Here is a 17,657-nt window from a genome sequence, read left to right on the forward strand (position 1 = left end):
TTAGGAGGGGTCCCCTGCTATGCATGAGGCGATAGCAGGGGACCCCTCCTTACATCTGGGCGGTGCGGGGTCGGCGTTCGGCGCGCCACCAGCGGACGAGGAGCACCGCGCTGGCGATGAAGCCGAGCGCGGCGGGGGTGGCGGCGAGCCAGTTGACCTCGCCAGGGCTGGTGACGGCGGCGCCGACCGCGGCGTAGCCGAACGCCGTCGGCGCGGAGGCGATCACGCTGCCGACGAGGAACGGCAGGATCCGCGCGCCGGTGGTGCCGTAGCCGTAGCTGACCAGGCCGAAGCCGGAGATCGGCAGCAGCCGTACGGTGATCACCCCGAGCACGCTCTGCCGGGTGAACCAGCGGTCCAGCCGGGCCAGCCGGCCCCGGACGCGTTCGGCGACGAACTCCCGCCCGAGCACCCGACCGACGGTGAAGCCGATCGCCGCCGCCAGCAGGGCGGCGCCCAGCGCGTACGCGGCACCCTCCAGAGCGCCGAAGACCGCGCCCGCCGCGAGCGTGATGAACGTGCGGGGGACCAGGGCCACCAGCAGCAGCGCGCCGCCGAGGACCCCGGCGATCGGGGCGAGGCCGCCCAGCCGGTCGCCGAACTGCGGCAGTGCCGTCGGGTCGGGGTGGGGCACCAGCACCAGGGTCACCCCGAACCCGGCGATCAGGAGCAGCAGCAGGCCGAACCGGACGACTGACGGTGTGGTGGCGACCGGTCGTACCGATCGCCAGTACCGCGCGAGCCGCCGGTCGGCCGGGGTCATGCCCGGGCGGCGGCCACCGCGGCCCGGCGTTCGGCCCGCAGCCGGTCGGCCCAGGTGTCGTCGAGCGGCGGGAGTTGCTGCGCGCCGGTGGCCCAGCGCAGCAGCAGGTCGGCCAGGGCCGGGTTGCGGGCCAGCGCGGGACCGTGCGAGTACGTGCCGAGCAGCTTGCCGCGCCACGCCCCCTCGGTGGCGCCGTCGTTGCCGATCCCGGCGGTGACCCGGGCCAGCGGGGAGACCTCGGCGCCGAGACGGGTACGACCGCCGTGGTTCTCGAAGCCGGTCAGCGGGGGCAGGCCCAGCCGGGCGTCGATGTCACCGGCCAGCTCGCCGACGGCGCGCGTCTCGCCCCGGTCGGAGGAGAGGTCGAGCAGTTCGAGGCCACGGTACTGGGTGCCCTTGGCGAAGAACGAGGTGCCGAGCAGTTGGTATCCGGCACAGACGCCGAACACCACCGAACCCTGGGCGACGGCTCGGTGCAGGCCGCCGTCGGCGAGCAGCCGCTGGGCACCGAGCGCCTGCGGTCCGTCCTCGCCGCCGCCGATGAGATAGATGTCGGCGGTGGTGGGCATCTGCTGGTCGGAGCGGACCTCCAGCACCTCGATCGGGAAGCCGCGCTGCTGCGCCCGGCGGGCCAGGATCAGCATGTTGCCCCGGTCGCCGTAGGTGGACAGCAGGTCGGGATAGATCCAGACGATGCGCAGGGTCTCAGTTGACACGGTCCAACTCCGCTCGGATGTCCTGGAAGGCGGTGTAGTTCGCGATGACCTCCAGCCGCCCCGGCGGCACCGCCCGGAGGGCGTCGTCGAACGTGCGTACGTGCTGGAACGGCACGCCGTTGACGTCCAGCCGGACCGCCAGGTCGTATGCCCGGTCGCCGGTGATCAGCACCTGACGTCCGCGTAGCGGGGCGAAGTCGACGTCGAAGAGCCAGGAGGTGTCCATCCCGTCGGGGTCGCGGGCGTTGATGGACAGCAGTGTCGGGGCGTGCTCGGCCATGTCGAACGCCTCCAGCCAACTGGCCGGGTTCTTCGCCAGCAGCAGTCGGACCAGCCGACCGTCCCGCTCGACCTGGGCGTACCGCCCGGCGACCGAGGTGACGTCGCCGAGGCGGGGGACCGCGTCGAACGGGCGTACGCCGAACTCGGCGGCCAGGGCCAGGGCGGTGGCTGCGTTGCCGATGTTGACCTTGCCGGGGAGCTGGAGCTTCACCTTGTACCAGGCGCCGGTGGGGTCCAGGACCCCTTCGTCGTCGACCGTCCACTGCGGCTGCGGCCGGCGCAGCGGGCAGCCGCTGCACCACCACTGCTCGCCCGAGCGCTGGATGGTCGAGCCGCACTCGGGGCAGACCCACGAGTCGTCGTGCCAGCGCTGACCGGCGGAGAACCAGGTGACGTGCGGCGGAGTGATCCGATGGTCGTGGGCGGCCGGCGGGGTGGCCGCCCAGACCACCATCGGGTCGTCGGCGTTGGCCACGATCCGGATGTCCGGGTGCCGGACCAGGGCCGCGCGCCAGAGCTGCGCCATCATGGCGACCTCCTTGGCCCGGTCGAGCTGGTCGCGGGAGAGGTTGAGCAGCGCCACCACGTGCGGCTCGGTCGCCTCGATCACCTGCGCGAGGTAGTGCTCGTCGACCTCCAGTACCGCGTACGGTGTGCTGCCCGCCTTGGCCAGGGCGGAGGTGTGCCCGGTGGGCATGTTGGCGCCGAAGGAGTTGGTGGCGACCCGGCCGAGCACGCCGACGGCCGCGGCGGCCAGCCGGGTGGTGGTGGTCTTGCCGTTGGTGCCGGAGACCAGCGCGATGGCCCGTCCGGCGGAGAGGTGCGCCAGCAGGTCCGGGTCGATCTTGAGGCCGATCCAGCCACCGATCACCGAGCCGTCGCCACGGCCCGCAGCCCGCGACAGGGCTGCGGCGGTCCGTGACACGGAGCTGGCCACCTTCGCCCGTAGGGGCATCTTCGCGTCCGTCACGCGAGCGAGGTTACCGGACCAGACCACCCCTCAGATCGCCGCCGACGGTGTTCCGTTCTGTCCACTTCGTCGGTGAGTGCGACCGCAGGCGTCCGGCCCGGCCCGAGTCGATCTATGTCGGATAGCGGACCCCCTCCGGCGCCCCGCCGCCCTCCACTCCGCTCCACCCCGGCTGACGTGCGGTTTTGTGGCGCGCAACGGCGCGCCGCGCGGTCGATTCTGGTTGCGGGTGGAGGGAAGTGGAGTAGAGTGGGGCACATTGGTGGGGCCGGGAGGGGCCCACCGGCCCGGGGGGTCAACGGCGCGCGAACGCCGTTAAGGGCGAGGGGGTTGGGCCGATGTTTCTCGGCACCCACACTCCGCGCCTGGATGACAAGGGCCGGTTGATCCTTCCGGCGAAGTTCCGGGATGAGCTGGCGGGGGGTGTCGTGATCACAAAAGGGCAGGAGCGCTGCCTCTATGTCTTTCCGACACCTGAGTTCCAGCGCATCGCGGATCAGTTGCGCGCGCAGCCGATGACGCACAAGGCGGCCCGGGCCTACAGCCGTGTCTTCTTCGCCAGCGCGCACGACGAGATACCCGACAAGCAGGGCCGGGTGACCATCCCGGCACACCTGCGCAGCTACGCGGGGCTCGACCGGGACCTGGTGGTCATCGGCGCGAGCACCCGGGTGGAGATCTGGGACAAGGTCGCCTGGGAGACCTACCTCGCCGAGAGCGAAGACGACTTCGCCGACATCGAGGAGGGGGTGCTGCCAGGCGGTCTGTAGGGCGTGGCGACGCCCGGCGTACTGCGAGATCTCCAGCCGCTTTCGAGCTCCTGGCATCCCTTCCCCGGTGCCAGGCACACGATCTGCACGCAGGACCACGGTCCGGCGGACGGATCGAGAGCGGATGGGGATCTGGCGGTACGACGGCACGGCGTCGTCCGACGAACAGAACGCGTACACGAAACCGGTTCAACCAGTGGGGGTCGACATGGGGGAGCTACGCGGCACGCACGTGCCGGTGCTGCTCGAGCGGTGTCTCGAGCTGCTCGCCCCCGCGCTGGGTCGAGGCGGGCGTACGGTCCACGTCGACGCGACGCTCGGCCTGGCCGGGCACGCCGAGGCGGTGTTGCAGGCGCATCCGGAGACGATCCTGGTGGGCCTGGACCGGGACACCGAGGCGCTCGCACACGCTCGGGTGCGCCTGGCCCGGTTCGCCGATCGCGTCCATCTGGAACACGCGGTCTACGACGAGCTGCCCGAGGTGCTGGACCGGTTGGGTTACTCGTCCGTGGACGGTGTGCTGTTCGACCTCGGTGTCTCCTCGCTGCAACTCGACGCGCCCGACCGCGGGTTCGCGTACGCACAGGACGCGCCACTGGACATGCGGATGGACCAGACCCGGGGGGTGACCGCCGAAGAGGTGGTCAACACCTACCTGCATCCGGATCTGGCCCGGGTGCTGCGGGTGTACGGCGAGGAGAAGTTCGCCGGGCGGATCGCCTCGGCGATCATCCGGGAACGGGAACGGGCCCGGATCACCTCGTCGGCGCGACTGGCCGAGCTGGTGCGGGAGTCGATCCCGGCACCGGCCCGGCGAACCGGGGGACACCCGGCAAAGAGAACGTTTCAGGCTTTACGGATCGAGGTAAACAGAGAACTGGCAGCGCTGGAGACGGCGCTGCCGGCCGCTCTGGACAAGCTTTCCGTCGGCGGTCGCATGGTGGTCCTGTCCTACCACTCGTTGGAGGACAGGCTCACCAAGCAGGCGCTCGCCGGCCGGGTCCGCAGCACGGGCCCGGTCGACCTCCCGGTCGAACTGCCCGGGTCGGAGCCGACGTTCCGGCTGCTCAGCCGGGGCGCGGAGCTGCCCGGGGAGAGGGAGGTCGCCGCCAACCCGCGAGCCGCATCGGTGCGGCTACGGGCGGCGGAACGGATCGACCCGCAGGCCCGGCACCAGGGGCGTACCGACCGCGAACGGTACCGGCGCCGGGTCAAGGCGATGCACCAACCGGGGACGGGGTCGACCGCGGAAACCGGAGGGGGACCGCGGCGGACGCCGGGGGACACGGACGAAGAGGGGGAGGGAATATGAATGTGAGCAAGCGCCGGGACGTCGCCGGCGTCGGGCAGCGCACACCGCGGTCGGGGGGCCGGATCGCGGCGGAGCGGACCCGAGCGGCCGGGACCGACACCCGGCGGCAGGACCGGGTGAGCCGGCTGGACGACACTCGCGCCCGGGGGGCGCGCGAGTTTCCCGTCCACGGCAGCGCCGCACTGCGACCGGTGGAGCGGGCCACTGCCGGCAAGCCGGAGCGGGCCGAGTCGCCACGGCTGCGGGTCGCCCCGCCGCCGCCGGTGCGGGTGCCCCGGGCGCCGTTCGCGGCGCTCGTGGTGGTGCTCGTCGTCGGTGGGGTGCTCGGCATCCTGGCCGTCAACACGAAGATCAACGAGAACGCCTTCCGGCTCGACGAGCTCCAGCAGCAGCAGGCCAAGCTCGACGTGGAGCAGCAGCAGCTGAAGAAGCAGATCGCCGAGTCGGAGTCGCCGGGCAACCTGGCCGCCCAGGCCCGCCGCCTGGGACTGGTCGAGTCGGGCGAGCTGGCGTACATCCGGCTGCCGGACGGCAAGATGATCGGCGTGCCGCAGCCGGCCGGCGGGCAGGTGTCGATCACCAGCCAGCAGGGCTCGGAGGGGTAGGCCGTGCCCTCGAGATCAGACGAACCGCGCCGGGACGCCACAGGCTCCCGGCGCGGTTCTTCCCGTAACGGGGGCGTGTCGGGCGAGCGCGGTGGTGAGCCGGGTGTCGGCGGCATCTCCGACGCCCGCGCGTACACCCCCCGGGGCCGTACCGTCCGGGACGGCGGCGGTCGCACCGAGCAGCGGCGCAACCCGCGCACCAGCCGGACCCAGGACCCGTTCCGGCCGGCGTTGCAGGTGCTCGACGGTGGACGGTCCGCCGCGACCCGTGGTGGTGCCCGGGCGGGTGCCGCACCCCGGCGGGAGTCCACCGCCGGCCGGACCACCGTGGTCCGTACGGTCACCGACCGCACCCCACGGGGTGAGGCGCCGGCCGGCACGCCCCGGCGTCGCGTCGGCGGCCGGGAGCCGCGCCGGGGCGACCGTCCGGCCGGGCGCCGACCGGCCCGCAAGGCGCCGCGTCCGCCCCGGCTCGCCGACCCCGGCCGTCGGCTGCGGCTGGGCACCGCGCTGGCGCTGGCCCTCTTCGTCGCCATCGGCGTGCGGCTCGTCGTGCTCCAGGCCGTCGACACTCCGGCGTACGCCGACGGCGGCATGGCCGAGCGGCTGCGGACCGTGCCGTTGCCCGCACCGCGCGGCGCGATCCTGGACCGCGACGGCGCCGCCCTGGCGCACAGCGTCGAGGCCCGGTACGTCTACGCCGACCCGACCAAGATCGAGGACATCGCCGCGACCGCGCAGACGCTCTCCCCGCTGCTCGGCATGCCCGCCTCGGAGCTGGCCGAGAGGATGAAGCCGCGCAAGCGGATCAGCGGTGTCGACTCGCAGTTCGAGTATCTGGCCCGAGGAGTGGACGTCGGCCGCGCCCGGGAGATCATGGCGCTGAAACTGCCGGGAATCGCCGCCCATCGGGACGAGCGTCGTGAGGTCCCCGGCGGCGACCTGGCCGCCAACCTGATCGGTTTCACCAGCCTGGACATGGTCGGGTTGGAGGGTCTGGAGGCGCGCTACGACGACCTGCTGCACGGCGAGGACGGTCAGCGTGTCTTCGAGATCGGCCTGGGTGCGTTGGCCGCGCCCATCCCCGGTGGATACAGCCGCACCACCAAGGCCAAGCCGGGCAGCTCGATCGTGCTCACCATCGACCGGGACCTGCAGTACACGGTGCAGCGGATCCTCAGCGAGCAGATGGCGGCGGTGCAGGGCAGCACGGGTGCCGCGGTGGTGCTCGACGCGCGGACCGGTGAGGTGCTGGCCCAGGCCAGCCATCCCACCTACAACGCGGCGAAGCCGCAGGCGAGTGACCCCACCGACCGGGAGGACGCGGCCACCAGCTTCGTCGTCGACCCGGGTTCGGTGCACAAGGCGATCACGTTCGGGGCGGCGTTGCAGGAAGGTGTGATCACCCCGGACACCGTCTTCCCGGTCGCCAACGGAATCCGCAAGGGCGACACCTGGTTCCGGGACACGTTCCCGGCGGATGGGAAGCGGATGAGCGTGGCCGGAATGATGGCCCACTCCTCCAACGTCGGCACCATCCAGATCGCCGACCAGCTCGGCCCGGAGCGGCTGCTCGACTACCAGCAGCGGTTCGGGCTCGGCAAGCCGACCGGCGTGGGGATGCCCGGTGAGGCGGGCGGGCGACTGCTGCCGGTGCAGGAGTGGAGCGAGTCGTCGCACGGCTCGGTGCCGATCGGGCACAGCGTGGACGCCACGCCGTTGCAGATGGCCGCCGCGTACGCCGCCATCGCCAACGACGGCACGTACGTGCAGCCGAGGCTGGTCAAGGAGACGATCGGTCCGGACGGGACGACGACGCCGGCCGAGGAGCCGGTGACCCGCCAGGTGCTCAGCCCGAAGAATGCCGCCGAGTTGCGCACGATCCTGGAGGCGGTCACCACCGTGGACAACGCCACCGGACTCGCGGCGGCGGTACCCGGCTACCGGGTGGCGGGCAAGACCGGCACCGGGTGGCGGTTGGTCGAGGGGAAGAAACAGCCCGGCGAGGTCGCCTCGTTCATCGGGATGGCGCCGGCGGACAACCCGAAGTACGTGATCGCGGTGTTCGTGCACAGCCCGAGTGGCGGCGGTGGCCGGGTCGCCGCACCGGCGTTCAAGGAAATGATGACCTTCGCGCTGCGGCATTTCCGGGTGCCGCCGTCGGGCGACCCGGCTCCGAAGTTCACCGTATTCCCGTAACTGTCGTCATTGTCAATTCCTCGGGTCGCCGGGTGCCGCCACCGGTGACCCGAGGAATTGACGTACGCACATTCGTGGGTGCGTTTTCGGTCTTTTCGCGGTGACCGTACCCGGGTGCGTCGTCTCTCCGTATCGCCCCGGCGTGAATGGTCGTCGGTGGCGGAAGCCACCCGGAATCACCTTCCCTGCGGAGGCGGACGGTCGCCGAGGCACCCGGGGTGTCGGGTGCCCGTCCGTGCCGCCGGGCGTACGCCTGCCGCGTGCACCGGCCGCGACCTGCGGTTCGACTTCGTGCGGCGGAGATTCAGGCGCGCCGTGCGGCCGGACCCGGGCGACCGGGTAGGGTCTGACGCCGTGCGCGGCAATCCTCGTCCCCGTACCGTGACCGGAATCCGGCTCGGTGACCTAGCCGCCCTGCTCACCGTGGCGCCCTCCACCAGCGCCGATCCGTTGGTGACCGGGGTGACCCACGCCAGTCAGGAGATCCGACCCGGCGACCTGTACGCGGCCCTGCCCGGCGCGCGCCGACACGGCGCGGAGTTCGCCGCCGGTGCGGCGCAGGCCGGCGCGGTCGCCGTGCTGACCGACCCGGCCGGTGCCGAGTCGGCCGCCGGCACCGGGCTGCCGGTGCTGGTGGTCGACGACCCGCGCGCGGTGTTGGGCCCGGTCGCCTCGACGATCTACGGCGACCCGACCGCGCACCTGCTGACGATCGGGGTGACCGGCACCGCCGGGAAGACCTCCACCGCCTACCTCGTGGGGTCCGGGCTGCGCGCCGCCGGCCACACCACCGGCCTGATCGGCACCGTGGAGACGCGCCTGGGTGACCTGGTGGTGGAGAGCGTACGGACCACGCCGGAGGCCACCGACCTGCACGCGATGCTCGCCGCCGCCCGCGAGCGCGGCGTCACCGCGGTGGTCATGGAGGTCTCCAGCCACGCCCTGGCGATGGGGCGGGTCGGCGGGGTGCGGTTCAGCGTGGGTGGCTGGACCAACTTCGGCTCCGACCACCTGGACTTCCACGCCGACGCCGAGGACTACTTCGCGGCCAAGGCGCGCCTGTTCGACGGCCGCTGCGCGGTGGAGGTGCTGAACCGCGACGACCCGGCGCTGGAACCCCTCTTCCGGCCGGCCACGGTCAGCTACTCGGCGGCCGGCGACCCGGCTGCCACCTGGTGGGCCGACACGATCGACGGCGACGGGTACGCCCAGCGCTTCACCGCGCACGGCCCGGACGGGCTGACGCTGCCCGCCGGGGTGGCGCTGCCCGGCCGACACAACGTGGCGAACGCCCTGCTGGCCATCGCCACCCTGGTCGCCGCCGGAGTCGACCCGGTGACGGCCGCCGAGGGGGTGGCCGCCTGCGGTGGCGTACCCGGGCGTCTGGAGTCGGTGGGCGTGGCCGGCGGGGTACGCGGGGTGGTCGACTACGCGCACAAGACCGACGCCGTGGTGGCCGCGCTGGCCGCACTGCGCGAACTCAGCGCCGGCCGGCTGATCTGTGTGATCGGTGCGGGCGGCGACCGGGATCGGGGCAAGCGCCCCCTGATGGGTGCCGCTGCCGCGGAGGGAGCCGACGTGGTCGTGGTGACCGACGACAACCCGCGTACCGAGGAGCCGTCGGCGATCCGCGCCGAGGTGCTCGCCGGTGCCTACCAGGCCGGTACGGCGGCCCGGATCATCGAGGTGGCCGGGCGGCGCGCGGCGATCGACGAGGCGGTCCGGATGGCCGAACCGCAGGACGTGGTGGCGCTGTTGGGCAAGGGCCACGAACGCGGCCAGGAGATCGCCGGCGAGACGTACCCGTTCGACGACCGGACGGAGCTCGCCGACGCGCTGCGGGCCCGCTTCGGGGACCTGGCGGGTCAGCGGTGATCGCGCTCAGCCTGGCCGAGGTCGCCTCGGCCGTCGACGGGCGGCTGGTCGACGCCGACCCCGCCGCACAGGTGACCGGCAGCGTCGAGTTCGACTCGCGCAAGGTCCGCGCCGGTGGGATCTTCGTCGCGTTCGACGGCGAGAAGGTCGACGGACACGACTACGCGGTGACGGCCGTGGCCGACGGTGCGGTGGCGGTGCTGGGCACCCGCGAGGTGCCCGGAGTGCCGATGATCGTGGTCACCGACGCGCTGACCGCGATGGGCCGGCTGGCCCGGGCGGTGGTGGACCGGCTGCCCGAGCTGACCGTGATCGGGCTGACCGGTTCCTCCGGCAAGACCACCACCAAGGACCTGATCGCCCAGCTCACCGCCCGCCTCGGCGAGACGGTGGCACCACCCGGCTCGTTCAACAACGAGCTGGGCCACCCGTACACGGCGTTGCAGGCCGGGCCGACGACGCGCTACCTGGTGATGGAGAAGGGCGCGCGGGGCATCGGGCACGTGCGCTACCTCTGCGAGGTGGCGCCGCCGGGCATCTCCGTGGTGCTCAACGTCGGGGTGTCGCACATCGGGGAGTTCGGCTCCCAGGAGAACATCGCCGTCGCCAAGGGCGAGCTGGTGGAGGCGCTGCCGGCCGACGGCCTGGCGGTGCTCAACGCCGACGACCCGCTGGTCGACGCGATGGCGACCCGTACGGTGGCCCGCGTGGTCCGCTACGGCGAGGCGGCGCACGCCGACATCCGGGCCGAGGACGTGACGCTGGACGAGCGCGGTCGGCCGGCGTACACCCTGGTGACGCCGGAGGGCACCGCGCCGGTGCGGCTCGGGCTCACCGGGCGGCACCAGGTCTCCAACAGCCTGGCCGCCGCGGCGGTGGCCCGGGAACTGGGCATGCCGCTGACCGAGCTGGCCATCGCGCTGGGCGCGCTCGGACTGGTCTCCACCCGTCGGATGGACGTCTTCGAACGCACCGACGGGGTGACCGTGATCGACGACTCGTACAACGCCAACCCGGCGTCGATGGCGGTGGCGCTGCGTGCGCTCGCCGGCATCGGCAGCGGGAGGCGTACCGTCGCGGTGCTCGGCTACATGGCCGAGCTGGGTGACTTCGAGACGCAGGGGCACGCCGACATGGGCCGTCTCGTGGCCGAGCTGGGCGTCGCCCGGCTGCTGGTGGTCGGTGAGGCCGCGGCGCCGATTCACCACGGGGCGACATCGGTAGGTGACTGGGGAGGAGAGTCGGTGTTGCTCACCGATCAGGCGGCGGCCGTCGAGGTGCTGCGTAGCGAGCTACGACCGGGCGATGTCGTCCTGGTGAAGGGCTCCCGGTACCGGACCTGGGAGGTGGCCGACGCGCTGCGCGTCGACGCGGCCGCAGACGGCGAGGGTGACGCTTCGTGAGAGCGGTCATCGTGGCCATCGGGGTGGCCTTCCTCGTCTCGCTGTTCTGCACCCCGATCGCGATCAAGGTGTTCACCCGGCTGAAGGCGGGTCAGCCGATCCGGGCCGAGGGCCCGCAGATGCACCAGGGCAAGAAGGGCACCCCGACCATGGGCGGGGTGGTGTTCATCCTCGCCACCGTGATCGCGTACGTGGCCGGTCACCTGGCCCTGACCACGCTGCCGGACGCGCAGATCGCCCAGGTCGAGCCGACCATCACCGCGCTGGTGCTGCTGGGCCTGATGGTCTTCTCCGGCGCGGTCGGCTTCGTCGACGACTTCCTCAAGGTGCGTAAGCGGCACAGCGGCGGGTTGAGCGCCCGGGGCAAGCTGCTCGGCCAGATCCTGGTCGGTGCGCTGTTCGGGGTCGTGGCGCTCTACTTCCCGTCCACCATGACCGACGCCAGCGGGGAGGTGACCAACACCGAGACCGTCGGCAGCACGACGCTCAGCTTCATCCGGGACATCCCGGCGCTGGATGTCACCAAGATCGGTGCGGTGGTCATCTTCATCTTCGTGGTGATGGCGGCGACCAACGGCGTCAACCTCACCGACGGCCTCGACGGCCTGGCCACCGGTGCCTCGGTGATGGTGCTCGGCGCGTACGCGGTGATCGCGTTCTGGCAGTACCGGCACTGGTGCGCCGACCCGTCGTACACCGCCAACCCGAACAACTACTGCTACGCGGTCCGGGACCCGCTGGAGATCGCGTTGATCGCCGGCGCCGCCGCCGGTGCCTGTGTCGGCTTCCTCTGGTGGAACACCTCACCGGCCCGGATCTTCATGGGCGACACCGGCGCACTCGGTCTGGGCGGCCTGATCGCCGGCATGGCGATGTCCACCCGCACGGTGCTGCTGCTCCCGATCATCGGTGGCCTGTTCGTGATCATCACGATGTCCGTGGTGATCCAGATCATCTCCTTCAAGACCACCGGCAAGCGGGTGTTCCGGATGTCGCCGCTCCAGCACCACTTCGAGCTCGCCGGCTGGAGCGAGGTCAACATCGTGGTCCGCTTCTGGATCATCGCCGGCATCGGTGTCGCCATCGCCCTGGGCCTGTTCTACAGCGACTTCCTGGCCAACATGGGCTGACCCCCCAACCCACCCCTCACCTCTCGCCGCCCTCACCCCCGACGCCCCGCGCTCACACTCGCGATCATGGAGTTGTGGCATGGACAAATGCGGACATGCCAGACGAAAAGTCGACCACATCTTCATGGTCGCGCGGGGCGGGACGCGTGGGGGCGGGCGGGGCGTGGGGTGGGCTGGGCGGGTGGGGCGGGTGGCGGAGAGTGGTCGGCCTGTGGCGGAATGTTGCTGAACGCAAGTTCGACACGCCGACCGGCCGGTACCGCCGGTGTCAGGTCCCCGGAGCAGCGATGATGGCGCTGTGGGGGAGGTGCGAGAAGACGACGGCGCGCGGCCGACCCGGCGGTCGTCCCGGACCGGGCCCGCCGAGGGATCGTCCGTGGCGGTCGGGACCGAGGACACGGCGCGACCCGGCGGCACGCGCGGGGCCGGGGGCGCAAAAGCCGGGGCCGCGACAACCGCAGCGGGTACGGGTCGTACCGGCGGGTCGGGTGCGGCCGGCGCGGTACCGGGCGGTGGGCCGTGGCGAGGTCTGGACGCGGTGGGCGGGTTGGCCGCGCTGCGTGGTCTGTTGTCCCGGCCGCTGGCCTCCTACCACCTGCTGCTCGCCAGCGCCGGACTGCTGCTGCTGATCGGCCTGACCATGGTCTTCTCGGCCACCAGCGTGCGCGACTACGCGCAGGGCGGGAGCGCCTCGACGTCGCTGACCAGGCAGGCGATCTTCGCGGTGATCGGCATCGTGGTGTTCTGGGCCTGCCAGCGGCTGCCCGCCAGCACCTACCGGTCGCTGGGTCGCCCGGCGCTGGCCGTCTCGGTGGGACTGCTGGTGCTGCTGAACCTGCTGGAGGCGTACGGGCGGCTGACCGACGGTGAGCCCCGGATCGGCCCGCTGGAGGCCGACCTGCTCTGGCTGTACGTGTTCGGGTTCGGCCTGCAACCCTCCGAGCTGGCGAAGTTCGCCCTGGTGCTGTGGGGGGCGTACGTGCTGGCCCGCAAGGGCGCGGCGCTGGGCTGGTGGCGGGAGTTGGCCACCCCGCTGTTCCCGGTGGTGGCCCTGATGTTCGTCCTGGTCGGCTACAACGACCTGGGCAGCATGCTGTGTCTGCTGGCCCTGGTGGTCGGCCTGCTCTGGGCGGCCGGGGTGCGATTGCGGATCTTCGCCGCGCTCAGCGCGATCGGTCTGGCCGGCATCGGCCTGCTGGTCGCGGTGGCCTCGCTCGGCGCCGGGTCCGGCGTACGCGGTGAGGAGAACTACCGGCTGGCCCGGCTCACCGTCTTCTTCAACCCGCCGCCGCTGGACGACTGCCGCAACGAGCTCTGCTACCAGATGGTCCAGGCCCGCTACGCCATCGTCAACGGCGGCTGGTTCGGCACCGGGCTGGGCCAGGGGCGTACCAAGTGGGCCTGGCTGCCGGCGGCCGAGAACGACTTCATCTTCGCGGTCATCGCCGAGGAACTCGGCGTGGTCGGCTGCGCGGTGGTGGTGGTGCTGTTCGCCGTGCTCGCCTACACCGGCCTGCGGATCGCCCGCCGGGTGGACGACCCGTTCCGCCGCCTGGCCGCCGCCGGGGCCACCGCGTGGCTGGTCGGCCAGGCGTTCATCAACATGGGCGGCGTGATCGGCCTGCTGCCGCTGACCGGCGTGCCGCTGCCGTTCATCTCCGACGGGGGCAGCGCACTGGTCGTCACGCTCGCGGCGGTCGGCATGCTGGCCTCTTTCGCCCGGGCGGAACCCGATGCGGCCCGGGCACTGCATGCCCGTCCGCCGGCCCGGTGGGTCCGACTAGTGTGGGCTCCGTTGCCGCCGCTTCCCGGCCGGCGCCGCCGCGCGGCGCCGCCGACGGCTGCCCGTGGGTCCGTACCCCAGGCACGCAAGCGGCGCAGGGACGACCAGGCCGCACCGCGTGGCACCCGGGAGGGCCGGGGCCGTGGCGGGTCGGCGGACGAGAGGAGACGTTGATGGGTCCGCTGCGTTCGGTGGTGCTCGCAGGAGGTGGCACCGGGGGGCACATCTACCCGCTGCTCGCCTTCGCCGACTGCCTTCGCCGACACGACCCCGGCGTCCGGATCACCTGCCTCGGCACACCCAAGGGCCTGGAGAACGAGCTGATCCCGCCGGCCGGCTACGACCTGCGCAACATCCCGGCCTACCAGTTGCCCCGGTCGGTCAACCTGAACCTGGTCCGCACCCCGGGCCGGATGTGGACCGCGGCCCGCGCCGCCGGCAAGGTGATCGACGAGGTGCGCGCCGACGCGGTGGTCGGCTTCGGCGGGTACGTGTCGGTGCCGGCGTATCTGGCCGCGTGGCGGCGAGAACTGCCCATCGTGATCCACGAGGTGAACGTGCCGCCGGGGGTGGCCAACCGACTGGGCATGAAGTTCACCAAGCACGTCGCGGTCGGCTTCCCGCACCAGCCGGCCCAGGCCGAGTCGCTGCGCGACGCCCGGGTGGTCGGGGTGCCGCTGCGCCGGGCCATCGCCGGCCTGGACCGGGCGGCCGTGCGCAACGCCGCCCGCGCCCACTTCGGGCTCCGGCCCGACCTGCCGGTGCTCTTCGTCGCCGGTGGTTCCCAGGGCGCCCGGTCGATCAACCTCGCGGTGGCCGGGGCGGCCAAGGAGTTGGCCCGCAACGGCATCCAGGTGCTGCACGTGATGGGGGCCCGCAACGAGCCGGTGCCGGTCCCGACCGACCTGCCGGTGCCGTACGTGACCCTGCCGTACCTGTCCGACATGGACGCAGGGTACGCCGCCGCGGACCTGATGCTGGGCCGGGGCGGGGCGATGACCTGTGCCGAGGTGGCCGCGATCGGCCTGCCGACCATCTACGTGCCCTACCCGCACAGCAACCAGGAGCAGAAGCGCAACGCGCTGCCGGTGGTGGAGGCCGGTGGCGGGCTGCTGGTCGACGACGCCGAGCTGACCCCGGACTGGCTGGAGCGGACGGTGATCCCGCTGGTGCGCGACCCGCAGCGGCTGCACGCCATGGGTAACGCCGCCGCCGCGTACGGTCGGCGCGACGGCGACGAGGCGCTGCTGAACTTCGTCTACGAGGCGGTGAACCGGTGAAGCGACCGGATTCCGGAGCCGCGCAGTCGCGAACGAAAGGTTGGCTCCGATGACCACGTTCAGCCCGGCCGGCACGCTGACCGCCGAGGACCTGGGCCACATTCACCTGATCGGGGTGGGTGGCGTCGGGATGAGCGGTCTGGCCCGGCTCTTCCTCACCCGGGGGTTGCCGGTCTCCGGCAGCGAGTTGCGGGAGTGGCCGTCCCTGGCCGGTCTGCGGGCGCTCGGCGGGACGATCCACATGACCCACGAGGCGACCAACCTGGACGGTGTGGACACCGTCGTCTACTCCTCGGCCATTCCCGCCGACCACCTGGAGATGGTCGAGGCACGGGAGCGCGGCCTGCGGGTGCTGCACCGGTCGGAGGCGCTCGCGGCGGCGATGACCGGCCGGCGCACGGTGGCGGTGGCCGGTACGCACGGCAAGACCACCACCACCTCCATGGTGACCATGGTGCTCCAGCGGGCCGGCACCGATCCGTCCTTCGTGATCGGCGGGGAGATCTCCGAGGGCGGCTCCGGCGCGCACCACGGCACCGGTGAGCACTTCGTGGTCGAGGCGGACGAGAGCGACCGCTCGTTCCTCATCTACCGGCCGTTCGTCTCGATCATCACGAACGTCGAGGCCGACCACCTGAACACCTACGGCGACCTGGCCACCCTGGAGGCGGCCTTCGCCGAGTTCGCCCGGCTCACCGACCCGGCGGGCTACGTCATCACCTGCGCCGACGACCCGGGCGGTCGGCGGCTGGCGGCCACGTTGCGCGCCGAGGGGCGTCGGGTCTACACCTACGGCGAGGCCGACGACGCCGACCTGCGGCTGAGCGACATCGTGTCGTCGGCCCAGGGGGTGCGCTACCGGGCCCACATCGACGGTCGGTCGCTGGGTGAGTTCCGGCTGCCGGTGCCGGGCCGGCACATGGGGCTGAACAGCGCCTCGGCGGTGCTGGCGACGTACCTGCTGGAGCTGCCGCTGACGGCGGCCGAGGCCGCGCTGGCGGCCTTCCCCGGCGTCCGCCGACGGTTCGAGCGCAAGGGCGTGGTGGACGGGGTGCTCGTCTACGACGAGTACGCCTACCACCCCACCTCGATGACGCTGGCCCTGCGGACGCTGCGGGAGGTGGCCGGGGAGGGGCGGGTGATCGTCGTCTTCCAGCCCTACCGGCTCTACCGCACCCGCGACCTGCAGGCGGAGATCGCCGAGGCGCTCGCGATCGCCGACGAGCTGGTGCTGCTGGAGGTCTTCGGCCCGGGTGAGCTGCGCGGCCCGGGCGAGGGGTCGGCGGCGCTGATCGCGGCGGTGGAGCTGCCGTCGGAGCAGAAGGTCTTCGTCGACTCGTGGGAGGACGCGCCGGTGGAGGTGGCCCGTCGGGCCCGCCCCGGCGACGTGGTGGTGACCATGGGCGCCCCGCCGATCTCGCTGATGGGTGACGAGCTGCTGGTCGCGCTGACCGCGCGGGCCGCCGGTACGCAGGTGGCGGCCGGTGGCGGCACGGCGCTCGGCGTGGACCGTACGGCGGAATGAGTCCCGGCCCGGCGCGCGGGCGCAGCACCGGTGTGGACGGCGGTGGAGGTCGCCGTCCCACCCGGCGGTGGCAACTGGTCCGGGCCGGCCGGGACGCGGTGCCCGCCTCCACCCGGCGGTTCATGGCCCGGGCCCGGCGTCGGCGGATGCGCGCCGCGCTGCCCTGGGCGGTGGCCGGTGGCGTGCTCGCCCTCGCCGGTCTGGTCGCGTGGACGCTGCTCGGCACCGGCCTGTTCGGGGTACGCGAGATGCGGGTGGAGGGCGCCGAGCTGGTCACGGCCGTGCAGGTGCGGGAGGCGGCCGGGGTGTCCGACGGCGCGCCGCTGGCCCGGGTCGACCTGGCCGAGCTGGCCGCCCGGATCGGCACCCTGCCGCCGGTGGAGCGGGCCACCGTGCACCGGGACTGGCCGGACGGGCTGGTGGTGCGGCTGACGGAGCGGACCGGTGTGGCGGTGGTGCCGCGCGAGCAGCAGTTCGACGTGATCGACGCGGCCGGGGTGGCGTTCCGGACGCTGCCGCAGCGGCCGGACGGGCTGCCGCTGCTGCGCCTGGCCGCCGCCGGGCCGGACGATCCGGACACCCGGGCGGGGCTGACGGTGCTCGGCGAGCTCACTCCGCAGTTGCGCGGTGAGCTGGCGGAGGTCCGGGTCGAGGGGCTGGCCCGGATCAGCGTGCTGCTGCGCGACGACCGCACGGTCTTCTGGGGTGACGCGACACGCGGGGCGGACAAGGCCCGGGTCGCCACCGCGTTGCTCGGCGAGGAAGCCGACCGGATCGACGTCAGCGCGCCGGACGTGGTGACCTTCCGGTGAGTGGCCGATCAGGCTGTGAAGCGTCCCGCTCCACCGGCGACACGCCGGAAAGGTCCTTGGCACATCGCTCGGCTGCGCTTACGTTGCCCGGAAGAGGATCAGTGGTTGACATAACTGTAACCCTCTAGTAGAGGGTGAGGGTTTGCCTCGCACCCTCGCTGGGTGACAGCTGAGTCGACCGCAGGTCTGGCCACGCCGAAGCCGGTCGGGGAGCAGCCAATCTCGAAGGGAA

14 protein-coding genes are annotated in these 17,657 nt (G+C 72.6%); 11 read left to right on the forward strand and 3 right to left on the reverse strand.

All coding sequences use genetic code 11. The annotated features are described in order from the left end of the window. Window positions 1–49: 49 nt before the first annotated feature. Genes ACZ31C_RS21195 through ACZ31C_RS21205 form a run of 3 tightly spaced genes read right to left on the reverse strand, consistent with a single transcriptional unit; the run spans window position 50 to window position 2,716 of the window. Entirely contained in the window at window positions 50–817 is a 768-nt protein-coding gene (locus tag ACZ31C_RS21195) for a TVP38/TMEM64 family protein (RefSeq protein ID WP_465796779.1), read from the reverse strand. Then, entirely contained in the window at window positions 760–1,479 is a 720-nt protein-coding gene (locus tag ACZ31C_RS21200; RefSeq protein WP_396742612.1) for a type 1 glutamine amidotransferase, read from the reverse strand. The genes ACZ31C_RS21195 and ACZ31C_RS21200 overlap by 58 nt, the downstream gene beginning before the upstream one ends. Then, window positions 1,469–2,716: a MurT ligase domain-containing protein gene (locus ACZ31C_RS21205; protein WP_396743271.1), complete on the reverse strand. Its 1,248-nt coding sequence runs from the start codon at window positions 2,714–2,716 to the stop codon at window positions 1,469–1,471. Before ACZ31C_RS21205 ends, ACZ31C_RS21200 begins: the two co-directional genes overlap by 11 nt. A gap of 353 nt (window positions 2,717–3,069) precedes the next feature. On the opposite strand from ACZ31C_RS21205, the gene mraZ reads away from it, so the two are divergent. The 11 genes from mraZ to ACZ31C_RS21260 all read left to right on the forward strand — a co-directional run bounded on the left by mraZ (window position 3,070) and on the right by ACZ31C_RS21260 (window position 17,425). Next, window positions 3,070–3,501, forward strand: a complete 432-nt coding sequence (gene mraZ / locus ACZ31C_RS21210; RefSeq protein WP_396742614.1) for a division/cell wall cluster transcriptional repressor MraZ — start codon at window positions 3,070–3,072, stop codon at window positions 3,499–3,501. 208 nt (window positions 3,502–3,709) lie between these two features. Further along, complete coding sequence (gene rsmH, locus ACZ31C_RS21215) at window positions 3,710–4,813, forward strand: 16S rRNA (cytosine(1402)-N(4))-methyltransferase RsmH (protein ID WP_465796780.1); 1,104 nt, start codon at window positions 3,710–3,712, stop codon at window positions 4,811–4,813. After that, window positions 4,810–5,418, forward strand: a complete 609-nt coding sequence (gene ftsL, locus ACZ31C_RS21220; RefSeq protein WP_465796735.1) for a cell division protein FtsL — start codon at window positions 4,810–4,812, stop codon at window positions 5,416–5,418. Before rsmH ends, ftsL begins: the two co-directional genes overlap by 4 nt. A gap of 3 nt (window positions 5,419–5,421) precedes the next feature. After that, window positions 5,422–7,617: a peptidoglycan D,D-transpeptidase FtsI family protein gene (locus ACZ31C_RS21225; protein ID WP_465796736.1), complete on the forward strand. Its 2,196-nt coding sequence runs from the start codon at window positions 5,422–5,424 to the stop codon at window positions 7,615–7,617. 315 nt (window positions 7,618–7,932) lie between these two features. After that, the gene (locus tag ACZ31C_RS21230) at window positions 7,933–9,492 is read left to right on the forward strand and encodes a UDP-N-acetylmuramoyl-L-alanyl-D-glutamate--2,6-diaminopimelate ligase (protein WP_465796781.1); all 1,560 of its coding nucleotides are present in this window, start codon (window positions 7,933–7,935) and stop codon (window positions 9,490–9,492) included. Beyond that, entirely contained in the window at window positions 9,489–10,895 is a 1,407-nt protein-coding gene (locus ACZ31C_RS21235) for a UDP-N-acetylmuramoyl-tripeptide--D-alanyl-D-alanine ligase (RefSeq protein WP_465796737.1), read from the forward strand. Before ACZ31C_RS21230 ends, ACZ31C_RS21235 begins: the two co-directional genes overlap by 4 nt. Continuing rightward, window positions 10,892–12,025 carry a phospho-N-acetylmuramoyl-pentapeptide-transferase gene (gene mraY, locus ACZ31C_RS21240; protein ID WP_396742621.1) on the forward strand — a complete coding sequence of 378 codons (1,134 nt, stop codon included), beginning with the start codon at window positions 10,892–10,894 and terminating at the stop codon, window positions 12,023–12,025. Before ACZ31C_RS21235 ends, mraY begins: the two co-directional genes overlap by 4 nt. Window positions 12,026–12,572: 547 nt before the next feature. Then, window positions 12,573–13,982, forward strand: coding sequence for an FtsW/RodA/SpoVE family cell cycle protein (locus ACZ31C_RS21245; RefSeq protein WP_396742623.1), 1,410 nt, complete (start codon window positions 12,573–12,575; stop codon window positions 13,980–13,982). Next, window positions 13,982–15,088, forward strand: a complete 1,107-nt coding sequence (gene murG, locus ACZ31C_RS21250) for an undecaprenyldiphospho-muramoylpentapeptide beta-N-acetylglucosaminyltransferase (RefSeq protein WP_465796738.1) — start codon at window positions 13,982–13,984, stop codon at window positions 15,086–15,088. The genes ACZ31C_RS21245 and murG overlap by 1 nt, the downstream gene beginning before the upstream one ends. Window positions 15,089–15,137: 49 nt before the next feature. Next, complete coding sequence (murC, locus tag ACZ31C_RS21255) at window positions 15,138–16,613, forward strand: UDP-N-acetylmuramate--L-alanine ligase (protein WP_465796739.1); 1,476 nt, start codon at window positions 15,138–15,140, stop codon at window positions 16,611–16,613. Between the two features lie 32 nt (window positions 16,614–16,645). After that, on the forward strand, window positions 16,646–17,425 hold the full coding sequence (locus tag ACZ31C_RS21260) for a cell division protein FtsQ/DivIB (RefSeq protein ID WP_396743280.1): 780 nt from the start codon (window positions 16,646–16,648) through the stop codon (window positions 17,423–17,425). Window positions 17,426–17,657: the final 232 nt, after the last annotated feature.

This window comes from Micromonospora sp. NPDC023869 (assembly GCF_055559695.1).